The 13,562-nt window shown below is 65.7% G+C and carries 10 protein-coding genes; 1 reads left to right on the forward strand and 9 read right to left on the reverse strand.

The window, feature by feature from the left end; all coding sequences use genetic code 11:
- Positions 1–76: 76 nt before the first annotated feature.
- The 4 genes from W911_RS12020 to W911_RS12035 form a co-directional block, all read right to left on the reverse strand.
- Positions 77–3,028 carry a bifunctional [glutamine synthetase] adenylyltransferase/[glutamine synthetase]-adenylyl-L-tyrosine phosphorylase gene (locus tag W911_RS12020; protein ID WP_023787817.1) on the reverse strand — a complete coding sequence of 984 codons (2,952 nt, stop codon included), beginning with the start codon at positions 3,026–3,028 and terminating at the stop codon, positions 77–79.
- Positions 3,029–3,058: 30 nt separating this feature from the next.
- The gene (locus W911_RS12025) at positions 3,059–4,519 is read right to left on the reverse strand and encodes an ATP-binding protein (RefSeq protein WP_023787818.1); all 1,461 of its coding nucleotides are present in this window, start codon (positions 4,517–4,519) and stop codon (positions 3,059–3,061) included.
- Positions 4,503–5,183, reverse strand: a complete 681-nt coding sequence (locus tag W911_RS12030; protein WP_023787819.1) for a response regulator transcription factor — start codon at positions 5,181–5,183, stop codon at positions 4,503–4,505. Before W911_RS12030 ends, W911_RS12025 begins: the two co-directional genes overlap by 17 nt.
- Before the next feature lie 426 nt (positions 5,184–5,609).
- Entirely contained in the window at positions 5,610–7,172 is a 1,563-nt protein-coding gene (locus W911_RS12035; RefSeq protein WP_051388552.1) for a Do family serine endopeptidase, read from the reverse strand.
- 94 nt (positions 7,173–7,266) lie between these two features.
- Between W911_RS12035 and W911_RS12040 the strand changes: the two genes are divergently transcribed.
- Entirely contained in the window at positions 7,267–8,514 is a 1,248-nt protein-coding gene (locus W911_RS12040; RefSeq protein ID WP_023787821.1) for a peptidoglycan-binding protein, read from the forward strand.
- Positions 8,515–8,521: 7 nt separating this feature from the next.
- On the opposite strand, the gene W911_RS12045 is transcribed toward W911_RS12040, so the two are convergent.
- The 5 genes from W911_RS12045 to W911_RS12065 form a co-directional block, all read right to left on the reverse strand.
- Complete coding sequence (locus tag W911_RS12045) at positions 8,522–9,037, reverse strand: cytochrome c-type biogenesis protein (protein ID WP_023787822.1); 516 nt, start codon at positions 9,035–9,037, stop codon at positions 8,522–8,524.
- A gap of 10 nt (positions 9,038–9,047) precedes the next feature.
- Positions 9,048–11,036: a heme lyase CcmF/NrfE family subunit gene (locus tag W911_RS12050; RefSeq protein ID WP_023787823.1), complete on the reverse strand. Its 1,989-nt coding sequence runs from the start codon at positions 11,034–11,036 to the stop codon at positions 9,048–9,050.
- Positions 11,037–11,091: 55 nt separating this feature from the next.
- Entirely contained in the window at positions 11,092–11,607 is a 516-nt protein-coding gene (gene ccmE, locus W911_RS12055) for a cytochrome c maturation protein CcmE (protein WP_023787824.1), read from the reverse strand.
- Positions 11,604–12,818, reverse strand: a complete 1,215-nt coding sequence (ccmI, locus tag W911_RS12060; RefSeq protein WP_023787825.1) for a c-type cytochrome biogenesis protein CcmI — start codon at positions 12,816–12,818, stop codon at positions 11,604–11,606. The genes ccmE and ccmI overlap by 4 nt, the downstream gene beginning before the upstream one ends.
- A gap of 205 nt (positions 12,819–13,023) precedes the next feature.
- Entirely contained in the window at positions 13,024–13,494 is a 471-nt protein-coding gene (locus tag W911_RS12065; protein ID WP_023787826.1) for a glycine zipper 2TM domain-containing protein, read from the reverse strand.
- Positions 13,495–13,562 lie beyond the last annotated feature (68 nt).

Below are 13,562 nucleotides of genomic sequence, written 5' to 3' on the forward strand. Positions count from 1 at the left end.
TGGGCAGCGTCAACTCTTAGCTCCCGCAGATGCTCATGTCTGCGGAACGGCCGGGCCCTTCGAATTCCGTCGCGGGCTACGTTACCAACTCGGGAAATCTTGTGGCTACCCCGGCCAGCGTCTCGGCGAGTTCGGCTTCGAGGGTTGAGAAATCAGGCGCGTCGCCTGCGCGCGCGAGCAGGGCCTTAAGGCCGCTCGGCGCCGTTGCAGGGTCAAAAGTCTCTTCAAGACAAAGCCTTAGGATTTGAGTGAGGTTGTGCAACAGGCGCGTCGCCTGCGTGAGGCGTTCAGCGTCGACGCCCGATAAGACCCCTGCCTCGGCAAGCTTGCGATAGGCCCCGAGCGTATTCTGGTCGAGCACCTCGGGATGCGCCGCCGCATGCATGAGTTGCAGATGCTGAGCAATGAATTCGAGGTCGACGAGGCCGCCACGCACCTGTTTCAGGTCCCAGATCCTGTCCGTCCCCTTATCGGCCGCGATGCGGGCGCGCATGTCCTGCACGTCCTTGGCGATGACGGCACGGTCGCGCGGCCGCACGAGCGTATCGCGGATCGCGGCCTCGACGGCGCTACGCAGCTCGGGCGGGCCCGTGATGACGCGGGCGCGCGTCAACGCCAGGTGCTCCCACGTCCATGCTTCCGTCGCCTGGTATTCGCGGAAGGTGGAGAGCTGGGCTGCGACGGGGCCTTTCTGCCCCGAAGGCCTCAGCCGCATGTCCACCTCGTAAAGCGTTCCCTCGGCGGTCGGCGCGGAGAGATGTGCGATGAGGCGTTGCGTATAGCGGGCGTAATACTGGCTCGGTGCGAGCGGCTTTTCGCCGTCGGATTGGTTGGCCGCGGGATCGAAATCGTACACGACAATGAGATCGAGGTCGGAGGATGCGGAGAGTTCGCGTCCGCCGAGCTTCCCCATCGCCACGACCACCGCGCCGCCACCCGGTATGCGCCCGTGGACGCGTTCCATTTCGCGCTCGACGTCATCGACCATCGCCGCGATCAGCCGTTCGGCAAGCACCGCATACGCGGTTCCTGCTTCGCCCGCGTTGATGGCGCCAGAGAGCACCTTCACGCCGATCAGGAAGGCCTGCTCGCTGCCGATCACACGCGCGCGATCCAACACATCCTGCGGATCGATGGCGTCTTTGAGTTCGGCTGCGATAGCCTCGTCCAGTTCCGTCGCGGTTGGAAGCGCTCTGAACGTGCGCGGATCGATGACGGCATCGAGCAAGCGACGGCGGCGAGAGAGAATGCGCGCAAGACGCGGGGCCGTGCCCATCATATCGGCCAGCAGGCGCATGAGAGGCGGATTGGCTTTCAGTAGCGAAAAGAGCTGAACGCCCGCGGGCAACGCAGCGAGGAAGCGGTCGAACGTGGTGATGGCGCGATCCGGATCGGCGGTTTCGGCGAAGGCCTGCACGAGCAGCGGCTGCACCTCCGTCAAAAGTTCACGCGCGCGGGCCGTGCGTACGGCTCCGTAGCGTCCGTGATGCCAACCGCGGACGACCGCGAGCACGTCGGAAGGGCGCGCGTAGCCCATGCGCGCCAGCGCGGCCACCGTATCTGGATCGTCCGTTTCGCCCGCAAACACCAGGTTCGCACCGGCGGCCGTGAGTTCCGGCGCGCTTTCGAACAGGCGCGCGTAATGCCCCTGCACCGGCATGAGCACGGCGCGCAGCGCTTCGGAGAATGCAGCCGTGCTCTCGTAGCCCGCGAAGCGGGCGAAAGCTTCGAGGCGCACGGGATCGTCGGGCACCACATGCGTCTGCTCGTCGGCGACCATTTGCAGGCGGTGCTCGATCTCGCGCAGATAGAGATAGGCGCCGATGATCTCGTCGGCGACGGGCTTTTCGATCCAGGCGAGGGCGACGAGCGTTGCAAGCGTATCGAGCGTGCGCCGGGTGCGGAGGTTGCGTTGCCGCCCGCCAGCGATGAGCTGCTGCGTCTGGACGAAGAACTCGATCTCGCGGATCCCGCCGGGGCCGAGCTTGATGTTATGTCCGGCAACGCCAATCCCCGCGCCAAAACCACGAAACGCATGGATCTGCCGCTTCATGGCGTGGATGTCGGCGATCGCCGCGTAATCCAGGTTCCGCCGCCAGATGAACGGCGCAAGCTCCGCGAGGAACGCTTCGCCCGCCTCGATGTCGCCCGCACACGCGCGCGCCTTAATGAGGGCCGCGCGCTCCCAGTTCTGGCCGAAGCTTTCGTAGTACTGCGCGGCGGCGTCGGTCGAGAGCGCAATTTGCGTGGCGCCCGCATCGGGACGAAGGCGCAAGTCCGTGCGAAACACATAGCCTGCGGCCGTCCGCTCGTCGATGAGGCGGACGAGATCGCGCGTGAGCCGCACGAAGAACGTCGGCGCTTCGAGGCCCGGCTTCAATCGCGCCAGCGCGCGCTCGTAAAATACGATGAGATCGATGTCGCTCGAATAGTTGAGCTCGAAGGCGCCATACTTGCCGACTGCGAGCACGATGTAGCCCGAGCCTTGCTCCGGCTCCTCCGGATCTTCGGGCAGCCAGTCGCCTTTGGCCGCGGCTTGGCGGAAGAGAAACCGAACGGCCCCGCGCAACGCGGCGTCGGCAGCTTCGGACAGCACGCGCGTCACCTGCATCACGCCCCAAACGCCGCCGAGATCGGCAAGCGCCGTCATCAGCGCGACCTCGGCCTTGTAGATGCGCAACGCCGTCATGGCTTCCGTTATTTCGGAGATCTCGGCCAGGCGGGTTGCGAGTGTCTGCGTGAGGGTCGCGAAACGCTGCTCGGGGCTGTCGCGGAGGATAGCTTCGAGGCGATCCGGATTGCGGACGATCTCGCTCTTCAAATAGGGAGACCCCGCAACGACACCTGCGATCAGCGTCCGTACAGGCTCGTGCTCGATCACGTCCACGAGGCCGGCGCGCGCCTCGCTCTTGCGCCAGTCCGCGAGCAGAGGGTGCAGGCTCGCGCCGTCCGCCGGATCCTGCGGCAGACGGCTCGCGGCATCGATGCGCGCGATCAGCGGGCCCTGGGCCGCGTGTTCTCCCGGCATCTCTTTCCCCCTCGGATTGGCGGTGCGGACCTAAACCGGACCCGACACCGCTCGTTGTCTTCTCGCCAGGGGAAGCGTTACCACAACCCGTAGGCCCGGATCATTATCCTCAAGCCGCACCGAGCCATTGTGGAGCCGCGCGACCGCCGCGACGAGACTGAGGCCGAGGCCCGTGCCGGGCTGGGTCCGGCTCTTTTCCAGACGAACGAAACGACGGAGCGCACGCTCGCGATCTTCGGCCGCGATACCGGGTCCCCTGTCGGCGACGGAGATTTCCGCTGTGTCGCCCTGGTTCGTCACGCGTACGGCCACGGCTGTGGCCGTCGCGGCATTGGACGCCCCCCGCTCCTCGGCGGCGCATGCCGCGTACCTGGCCGAATACTTGATGGCGTTGTCCACCAAGTTGGCGACCGCCTGACCGACGAGTTGCCGGTTGGCGCGGATGCTCATGCCCTCGCCGGCTTCGATCTCAAGGCCGAGGCCCGCTTCCTCTGCGACGGGCTCGTATAGTTCGGCCACGTCGCGCACAAGGCTGCCAAGATCGAAGGCTTCCGCGCTTTCCTCCACCACTCCGGCTTCGAGCCGGGCGATGAGCAGCAGCGCGTTGAAAGTCTTGATCAGCTCGTCGGCCTTCTCGATCGTGGATTCGAGCCCCTCGCGATAGGCCTCCGCGCCACGGCTGTCCCGCAAAGCCGCCTCCGCGCTGTTGCGCAGGCGGTTGAGGGGCGTTTTCAAATCGTGGGCGATGTTGTCGGAGACCTCCTTGAGGCCGCTCATGAGCTGCTCGATGCGGTCGAGCATCGCATTGAGGCTTTCGGACAGCGTGTCCAGTTCGTCGTGGCTTCCGCTCACGGGAACGCGTCGCGAGAGATCGCCGGCCATGATCGAGCTCGCCGTCGCGTTGATGACCTCGATGCGGCCCAACACCGAGCGACCGATCCAGATGCCCGCGATCAGCGCCGCCAGCGCCAGCGCACCGAAGCCCCAGAGGAACGTGCGCTTGATCCTGTCGGCGAGGGCCACCTGATCCTCGACATCGCGGCCGATCACAAGCGAAAGTCCCGATCCCGTCGCAATCGGAATGCCGACCCCCAGCCGGCTCGTGCCCGGCGCGTCCTTCGGCCGGTAGCGGAATACACGTCCGCCGCCCGGGTTCGCTGCAAGCTCCGGCGGCACCGCCGCAACGTTTCCGGCTATCTTTCCACGCGCCGGGTCCCACAACAGATAGAGACCCGCGCCTCCCACGCCGCTGCGCAGGCGAACGGTCTCGGCCACCGTCTTTGCATCAGCACCCGCCAGCGTTCGCGCCAATTCGGCCGCCTCGGCGCGTAGCTCGTCCACGACGTGATCCGTCAGCACCGTATTGGTCTGCCAGAAGAGCACGCCCACGATCAGCGCGGAGACCAAAAGAAAGCCAGCAGCGCTCATCGCCGCGAGGCGGAATGCCTGCGTGCTGATCACGCGCAGGATGAGATCAGAGGCTGCCGTCACGGACCATGTATCCCGCACCCCGCACCGTGTGCAGCAGTGGCTTGTCGAAGCCTTTGTCGATTTTCGAGCGCAGCCGCGAGACGTGCACGTCGATGACGTTGGTTTGCGGGTCGAAGTGATAGTCCCACACGTTTTCGAGAAGCATCGTGCGCGTGACCACCTGGCCCGCGTTCTTCATCAGGTATTCGAGCAGGCGGTATTCGCGCGGCTGGAGCTGGATCTGCTCGCCAGCGCGTGTCACCCTATGGGACAGGCGGTCAAGCACAAGGTCGCCCACCGCATAGCGCGTTTCCTGCTCTTCGGGAACGGCGCGCCGCCCTAGCGCTTCGATGCGCGCGAGCAGCTCGGTATAGGCATAAGGCTTCGTCAGGTAATCGTCGCCGCCAGCCCGCAGGCCCTTCACACGATCGTCGACGTCGCCAAGAGCGGAAAGAATGAGCACGGGCGTTCGGCTTCCTTCGGAGCGAAGCGTCTTGACGACCGAGAGACCATCGAGGCGCGGCAGCATGCGGTCGACGATCAGAATGTCGTACGCGCCGCCCTGCGCCATGGAGAGGCCGGTTTCGCCGTCACCGGCCGTGTCGGCGGAGTGCCCGCTTTCCTTCAGCGACTTCTGCAGGAACTGCGCCGTCTCTCGGTCGTCTTCAATCACCAGGACGCGCATCGCTCTCCTCGCTTTTTCGCCGTTCTGCCGCCGCCACCATCTTCCGCCTCAAGATGATATGGGATCGGATTTCAGGAAAGGTTAGGTCGTGAGCTCATAAATGGATGGGACATTGATGAGCCAAAACAAGCCAAGGGCCAGGAAAAGCGCGCAGCGCGATGCCTACGCATCGGGCAAGCGGTTTGACGCCGCCATTGGCTTGTCTTGGCTCACCCCGAAGGGGCGCGGTCCTTTCGCACTGCCGGTGCGTCGCAAAAGCTTGCAAACCATGGAGGTTTGCTGCGCTTTCGCTCCTGCCGGCAGCACGAAAGTTCTCGCGTCAATGCCCATCCATTTATGAGTTCACGACCTAGTCCGTCAGATACATCGAGGCGGCCCGGCCCCTCAAGTGCCGCGCCGCCTCGCTTTTCGTTTCGTCGATCCGGATCAGCCCTGTTTGAGCTGGATCGGCACGATGCGCCGCTGTTCCTGAGACTTGATGGAGAGCATCACCGCGCGGCGGCCAAGCTCCTTGGCCTTGCGAATGCCTTCCACCACGTCGTTCGGGCCGTTCACCACAGTGCCGCCGACTTCGAGGATCACGTCGCCTGCGCGAACGCCCTTCTGGGCGGCGTCGGATTCGGGGTCGACCTCGGAGACAGACACGCCTTCCTCCCCGGTCCGGATCGGGGCCAGGGTCAGACCGAGCTGCTGCAGCTCGGTCCCGGCGGTGTCGTCGGTCGGATTGCCCTGCTCAAGGCGCGCAATCTCCTCGGCGGAGCCAGGAAACGTCCCGAGCTTCACCTTGACGATCTCTTCCTTGTTGTCGCGCCAGACCTTGACGTCGACGGTCGTGTCGGGAGCGTATCCGGCGATCTTGCGGGCAAGATCACGGCTGTCGGAGATCTCATCGGTGTTGACCTGCAAAATCGCGTCCTGCGCCTTGAGACCCGAGTCGGCAGCCGGTCCGCCTGGCGTGATTTCGCTCACGAGCGCGCCCTTGGACTGCGTCAAGCCAATCGCGGCGGCCGTGTCCTCGTCCACGTTCTGGATCTTCACGCCGAGCCAGCCGCGGCTCACGGCGCCCTTCTCGCGAAGCTGATTGATCACCTCCACCGCGGTGCGCGCGGGGACCGCGAAAGCAATGCCCACGTTGCCGCCCGACGGGCTGAAGATCGCGGTGTTGACACCGATCACCTCGCCCTGAAGGTTGAAGGTGGGACCGCCCGAGTTGCCGCGGTTCACGGCGGCGTCGATCTGCAGGAAGTCATAGGGGCCGGAGCCGATGTCGCGGCCCTGCGCCGAGACGATGCCCGCCGTGACCGTACCGCCGAGACCGAACGGGTTGCCGACCGCAAGCGCCCAGTCGCCGACACGTGCGTCGTTGGTGGCGAACGAAACATGCGGGAAGGTCTTGCCCTCGGCCTTGATCTTGAGAAGCGCGAGATCGGTGCGCGCGTCGGTGCCGACGAGTTCAGCTTCGAGCTTCTCCTGATCGTCGAAGCTCACCTGGATGCGACCTGCGCCGTCGATAACGTGATTGTTGGTGACGACGTAGCCGTCCTCGGAAATGAGGAAGCCCGAGCCCTGAGCCTGTGTCGGGCGCGGCTGCGGCTGACCGCGGAACTCACGCGGCAGGTTCTTGAAGAACTCGTAGAACGGGCTGTCCTCGGGAATGTCCGGGAACGGCGAAGGCTGGCCGGGCGCGGGTGCGGCGCCGCCTCCGCGCTGCGCTGCGCGGTTCGAGCCGGTCACCGAGATCGAGACGACCGACGGCTTAACCTTTTCGATCACGTCCGCGAACGAGAGCGGCGCGCGCCCGAACGGCGTCTCGACGCCGGCATCGGCCGGCTTCAACTGCGCAACCGAGGGCGTCAGAGCAAAGCCACCGATAAGCAGAGTTGCGCAGGCCGCCATGGTCAGAGCCGTGCCGGCCCGCTGGCCAACCCGCTTCAACGACGACTTTGGCCCGTTCCTTGCTCCGGGTTGAGCGTCACCGGACTTCAGCATTCCAATTCCTCCACTGGGACGATGAGAGAGTGTTGCTCAGACAGGTAGTGGCTCCGGCCTTACGGCTGCCTTTCGGCCACGTTAAGAGTTGGTAATGCGGCGCAGGTTCTCTGTTTTTTCCGTCTTTTCGCTCTCTCTCGCGGCGGCGCTGCTCACGGCGCTCAGCCTGGCGCCGGGCAGAGCGGGCCCGCTCTGGCCGAACGCAGCGCCCGCGTCGGCGCCGGATCGGTCTCCCGTCGATCGAATCGCGGTGTTCGGAGCCGACGACCGCATCCCCCTCCCCGACGACCGGGCGGACCTCACCGCCTCCATCGGCCTCATCTACGAACCTGGCTCGCAGTCGGTGTGCACAGCCTTCTGCGTCGGGGACGATGTGGCGGCGACCGCCGGTCACTGCCTGTTCCGAACGGCCGGAGAACACGCGCCGCGGCTTCAAGGCTTCACGTTCCGCCTCGCGCCCAAAGGCGCGCGGGAGGCGGTCACACGCATTGCGGGCGCCCAACAGAGCGGTGCGCCCCAGAACGTTGCGGCCGGAACGCTCAAGCTCCGCGTCCGCCCCCCCATCGACGCTTCGTCCGACTGGGCGCTGATGCGCCTGGAGGAACCGATCTGCAAAGGCCGCTCGCTACCGCTCAGCCGCCAGCCCGCGGACAAACTCGTCGAGCTTTCCACGGCGCAGCGTGTCTACCAGGTGAGCTATCATCGGGACTTCGGAAACTGGGAGCTTGCGCTCGGACATCCGTGCGCGATCCGCCGCTCGTTCGCGGGGGCCGATTGGGAGACGATCTCGAAGGACTTCACCGACGCGCGCCACGTCATCCTTCACACGTGCGACACGGGAGAAGCGTCGTCCGGCTCGCCGATGCTGACCGATGGGCCGGCCGGGCCGGAGGTCGTGGGCATCAACGTCGGCACGTACTTGCAGTCGCGTGTGCTTACCCAGCAGGGGCAGGTCGTCCACCGCTACAAATCGAAGACGGTCGCCAACACGGCGGTGAGCGCGGAAGCGTTCCGCAGCGTTCTCGACGCGCTTCTGCGCGCGGATATCCTCGCCGCTCGCGACGAGATGCGGGCCTTGCAGCGTCTGCTTGCGTCAGAAGGTTACGCCGTGGGAGCCGAGGATGGTCGCTATGGACCGAAACTGAGCACCGCGATCCGCGCCTTCGAGCAGGCGGAGGGACGCGCCGTAACGGGCCTTGCAACCGTTGAGTTGCTCAAGAGGCTTTCGGCGCGCGATGCGGAACGGCGTGGCGCGCAGCCGTCGCCTTCCCAATCCTTGCATATCGAAACAGGAAGCGTCGGCGGGTACGACGGCCCGCGCAAGCGCCGCAAAACACGTTGAGTGAAACCTACGCCTTCCCGTCGGTCTTTTCGGCCAGCAGCGCATCGAGCTTGGCTTGCTCATCGGGCGTCAGGGCACTGCCTGCCGAGACCTCGCCCACAGGCTCATGTGCGGTCGTTTGTCCGGCGCGAAAGCTCGACCACAAAATCGCAACCGCCGCGAGGAGCGCGAGCAGCGGGATGAACCACAACAGCAGCGTCTCGACCGAGAACGGCGGCTTCAGCAGCACGAACTCGCCATAGCGCGCGACGACGAAATCCCGCACCTCGGTGTCGGTATCGCCCGCGACCAGGCGCTCGCGAACCAGGAGCCGCAAGTCGCGCGCAAGCGGCGCGTCGGAATCGTCGATGGACTGGTTCTGACACACGAGGCAGCGAAGCTCGGCCGAAAGTCCGCGCGCGCGCTTCTCAAGCGCCGCATCGGACAGGATTTCGTCGGGCTGAAGCGCCAGCGCATCTCCGCCCCACGAGACGGCCGCAAAAAGAACGGCAACCCCCAGCACGACGCTCGCAGCGAACCTCATCGTCGTCTCCTCACTCCGCTGGGACGCCGGCAGGCGGTGTCGTGCGCGCGGCCCGCTGCGGCGCGCCGATCCGGAGCCGCCGGTCGCTGAGCGAGACCGCGCCGCCGATGAACATAATGAAGCAGCCGATCCAGATGAAGCGGACCAGGGGGTGGAAGTAGAGACGCACGGTAAACGCGCCATCCGGTTGCTGGTCGCCGATCACCGCGTAGAGATCGCCACGCCAGGAGGCGTGGATGCCGGCTTCCGATGTCGGCTGCGGCGGCGCATTGTAAAGCCGCTTCGAGGGCATAAGCTGCGTGATCGCGCTTCCCCCCCGCGTCACGTCGAACACGCCGATCGTTTCCGTGTAGTTCGGACCGCGCGACGGCGCCGCGCCGCGGAACGTCAATTCGTAGCCGGCGATTTCGCTCGTCGTGTTCGGACGCATCAGCAGGATCTGCTCGCTCTTATAGGCGCTCGTCCCGACAATGCCGCACACCATCAGGCCGACGCCGAAATGGGCCAGCATGGTGCCGATGGCTGCGCGCGGAAGGCCCCTGAAGCGCCGCCAAGAGTCGGCGACCGGCGCGGAGCCCAGCTTGATGCGATAGGCGATCTCTGACACCGCGCCCGCCATCACCCACACGCCGATGGCAAGGCAGAACGGCGCGATCCACGGTCCCCGCTCCGTCAGAGCGAACGTCGCGACGATCACCAGGATGGAAAGGACACCCGCCGCCAGAAGCCGCTCGGAGGCGGCCGCGAGATCCGCCCGCTTCCACGCAAGCAGCGGCCCAAGCGGGACAGCAAGCAGCAGCGGGATCATCAACGGCACGAACGTCATGTTGAAGAACGGCGCACCGACGGAAATCTTGGTGCCGGTCAGGGATTCGAGCGCCAGCGGATAGAGCGTGCCGACGAGAACCGTCACGCACCCCGTCGTCAGCAACACGTTGTTGAGCACGAGAGCGCCCTCGCGCGAGATCGGCGAAAACACGCCGCCCTGCTGCAGGTCTCGCGCACGCCAGGCGAACAGCGCAAGACCGCCGCCCGTAAAGAACGCCAGAATGCCGAGCACGAACACACCGCGGTCGGGATCGACCGCGAACGCATGCACGGAGGTCAACACGCCCGAGCGCACAAGGAACGTGCCCATCAGCGACAGCGAGAATGCAAGGATGGCAAGCAGGATGGTCCAGACCTTCAGCGCCTCGCGTTTCTCCATCACGATCGCGGAGTGCAGAAGCGCGGTGCCGACCAGCCAGGGCATGAACGACGCATTCTCTACGGGATCCCAGAACCACCAGCCGCCCCAGCCGAGCTCATAGTACGCCCACCACGAACCGAGCGCGATGCCGACCGTGAGACACATCCAGGCGCCCAGCGTCCAGGGGCGTACCCAGCGCGCCCACGCCGCATCCGTGCGTCCCTCGATCAGGGCGGCGATTGCAAATGAAAACGCAATCGAGAAGCCGACGTAGCCCATGTAAAGAAACGGCGGATGGATGGCGAGCGCCGGGTCCTGCAGGATCGGGTTGAGGCCGCGTCCGTCGAGCGGCGCGGGATCGAGCCTCTCGAACGGGTTCGACGTCAGCAGCATGAAGAGCAGGAACGCCACCGCGATCGAGCCCTGCACGGCGAGCACGTTGGCCTTCAGGGTCGCGGGCAGGTTGTTGCCGTAGGCCGCGACGGCCCAGCCGAAGAGCGCGAGGATCAGCACCCACAGCAGGAGCGAGCCCTCGTGGTTCCCCCACACGCCCGAGATGCGATAGATCAGCGGCTTGGTCGAATGAGAGTTCGCCACCACGTTGGCGACGGAGAAGTCGGACGTGACGTAGGCGTACGTCAGCGCCAGAAAAGAGAGAAGGATAAGCACAACTTGGGCCGACGCTGCGGTGTCCCCGAATGCCATGAGCGCCGCATCGCGTTTTTGCGCACCCCAGGCCGGAATGATCGTCTGCGCGGCCGCGACCAGCAGAGCAAGGATCAGCGCAAAATGTCCGATTTCGACGATCACATCATCCTCGCCCGCAGCGGCGTGACAAAGCCGCCCGCTGCTCTCTCGCGTTTTTCTATTGCGTCTCGGTGCCGCCGTACGTGTTGCCGCCGCTTCCGTAGCTGCTCGTCCCTTCGGTCCCGCCCGGGTGGGTGGCGCCCGGTCCGAGCTTGACGCCCCGCTCTTCGAGCGCCTTGGCCACTTCCGGCGGCATGTAATTTTCGTCGTGCTTTGCAAGCACGGTGTCGGCGACGAAGTGGCCGTCATCCCCGAGCGTGCCTTCGGCAACGACGCCCTGTCCTTCGCGGAACAGGTCCGGCAGAATGCCCTCGTAGCTCACCGGCACGGATTTCAACGTATCGGTCACGGCAAAGCGTACGAACGTGCCCTCACCGCGCGCGACCGAGCCGTTCTCTACAAGACCGCCGAGACGAAAGCGCGTGCCAGCCTCGATCTTCTTCTCAGCGATGTCGCTCGGCGTGTGGAAGAACACGATCGATTGTCGGAACGCGAACATCATCAGGACGGCTGCAAGCGACAGCACGCCCACGCCCAGGCCGATCAACAGTCCCCGTCGTTGCTTTCGGGTCATGGCGTGGTCCGATCCTCCTTGGCGCCGAGGCCGAGGGCGGTTTCGGCCCCCGCAATTCTGCCCAACGCCTCTTGGTCGCCCGCGAACGCGCCGCGCGCCTTGACGATGGCCAAGCGCGCGTCATCGTCGCGGCCCAGAACCTTATAGGCCCGCGCGAGCCGCAGCCATCCCTCGATATCCTGTGGGGTTTCTTCGAGGCGGGCCGCAAGCCGCGCCACCATGTCACCCACAAACGCGTCCTGCTCTTCGCGCGACATCGAGGAAACGTCGGCCGGATTGACGCTGACTTCGCCCTCGTTTGGCGCGGCCGATTGCGGCCCATCGGCCGTACCCGGCGCTGGCTGGGCTTCGACTTTCTCTCCCCTCAGGCGCGCCTCGACCAGCAAGAGGCGCTCGGCCACGGCATCCCGCCAGGGTGCGTCGTCGGGCGCGCCCGACAACAGCGTCCGATAATCCGCAACCGCGCCTGCCAAATCCCCGTCCTGCTCGCGCGCGAGTGCCAGCCAGACCCGCGGCTGGACATGCGTCGCATCGAGCTGAAGGAGCCGAAGTGCCGCGGTGCGGACAGGCTCGGTGACGACGCCGCTTTCAGCCAGCAGCGTCGCTTCGGCGAAGCCCAGCAAGCGCCGGTCGGATTCGCCTTGGAGGCGGTTCGCTTCCGCATACGCGTGAGCGGCTTCGGGATAGCGGCCGATCCTGAGATAGATCGGCGCGATCACGTCCCATCCCTGTCCGTCTTCCGGATGCTCTCGCAAACGTTCCTCGACGCGCTGGATGAGGCCAGCAATCGCGATCTCGCTGCCGGGCCCCGTATCGCGCGCCGCGAACGGCTGAGCGGGCAAGTGTGGCGAGCCCATGCCCAGATAGAGCACGATCCCAAGCAGAGGCACCAGGGCAGCCATGCTCGCGTAGATCCTGCGCGCAAACTTGGAATTCTCACCGGCCCGTTCCGCCTCGGCGGCGACGCTCTCAGCCTTCCCCGCGCGCTTGATCAAGCGGCGGGCAATTTCGGCGCGTGCGCTGGCATGTTCGTTCGCCGGGATGAGGCCGCGCTCGCGCTCCGCGTCGAGTTCCTTGAGCTGGTCGCGATAGACGGCGACGTCGGCTGCTTCGGACGCGATAGCCGCAGGCCCTTGAGCCTGCCTCAGCGGCCGTAACAGGTACGCGACGACGGCCGCCGTCAAAATCGCGAACGAGACCCAAAGAAGCATCGGGAACCTTAGAAGACTTCTATTTCTCCGGGTTCAATAGGCGTGGGGGGCCGCACTGACAAGGGGCGCGATGCCAATTGAGCTGCGTTTCGCGCGCTCGTGACGATCTTTTCCGTCGCACCCCACAAAAAAGAGCCGGGCCTCCCGCATTGCAGCGGAAGGCCCGGCTCGATTTCAACCCATCGGATGGTCGTGCGGCGTGGCGTCAGGCGACGTTGCTCCACGTGCCGTCAGGATTGCGGCAGGCCGTGCCGCGCATCGACTGCGGGCGACCATCGATGTAGATCTTGTGGGTGTAGTCGCGGCAATCGATCTGGCCGCGCTTATAGGGCCGGCTCGGCACGACTTCACCGTAGCGTCCGTTGTCGGGGTTGCGCCACTGGCGGGAAACACCCGACTGGCCGCGCTCAAGCGCATCGAACTCGGCTTCCTGCGCGAGACGGCGATCCTGCTCGTCCATGGAGCGGCCGATCTCGCTGCCGACGATGCCGCCGACCACAGCGCCAATGGCGGTCGCCGCGATGTTGCCGCCGCCCTTGCCGACCTGATTGCCGAGGATGCCGCCCGCGACCGCGCCGACGACCATGCCCGTATCGGCCTTGCTCGGCCCTTCAGGCCCGCAGCCTGCGAGACCGATCGAAACGATGAGAAGCGCGGAAGCGCAAAGCGTGCGCATGAAGATCCCCGTTTTCTTGCAGAATTCTTTTTGCCGAATTCTCTTCTCGACGAATTCTCTTCTCGACG

Source organism: Hyphomicrobium nitrativorans NL23, from assembly GCF_000503895.1.
Taxonomy (GTDB): domain Bacteria; phylum Pseudomonadota; class Alphaproteobacteria; order Rhizobiales; family Hyphomicrobiaceae; genus Hyphomicrobium_C; species Hyphomicrobium_C nitrativorans.

What these genes read in the sequence shown, in the direction of transcription:
- W911_RS12020 (WP_023787817.1), bottom strand. Translation starts at nt 3,028, where the DNA reads ATGCCGGGAGAACACGCGGCCCAGGGCCCGCTGATCGCGCGCATCGAT.
- W911_RS12030 (WP_023787819.1), bottom strand. Translation starts at nt 5,183, where the DNA reads ATGCGCGTCCTGGTGATTGAAGACGACCGAGAGACGGCGCAGTTCCTG.
- W911_RS12035 (WP_051388552.1), bottom strand. Translation starts at nt 7,172, where the DNA reads ATGCTGAAGTCCGGTGACGCTCAACCCGGAGCAAGGAACGGGCCAAAG.
- W911_RS12040 (WP_023787821.1), top strand. Translation starts at nt 7,267, where the DNA reads ATGCGGCGCAGGTTCTCTGTTTTTTCCGTCTTTTCGCTCTCTCTCGCG.
- W911_RS12045 (WP_023787822.1), bottom strand. Translation starts at nt 9,037, where the DNA reads ATGAGGTTCGCTGCGAGCGTCGTGCTGGGGGTTGCCGTTCTTTTTGCG.
- ccmE (WP_023787824.1), bottom strand. Translation starts at nt 11,607, where the DNA reads ATGACCCGAAAGCAACGACGGGGACTGTTGATCGGCCTGGGCGTGGGC.
- ccmI (WP_023787825.1), bottom strand. Translation starts at nt 12,818, where the DNA reads ATGCTTCTTTGGGTCTCGTTCGCGATTTTGACGGCGGCCGTCGTCGCG.
- W911_RS12065 (WP_023787826.1), bottom strand. Translation starts at nt 13,494, where the DNA reads ATGCGCACGCTTTGCGCTTCCGCGCTTCTCATCGTTTCGATCGGTCTC.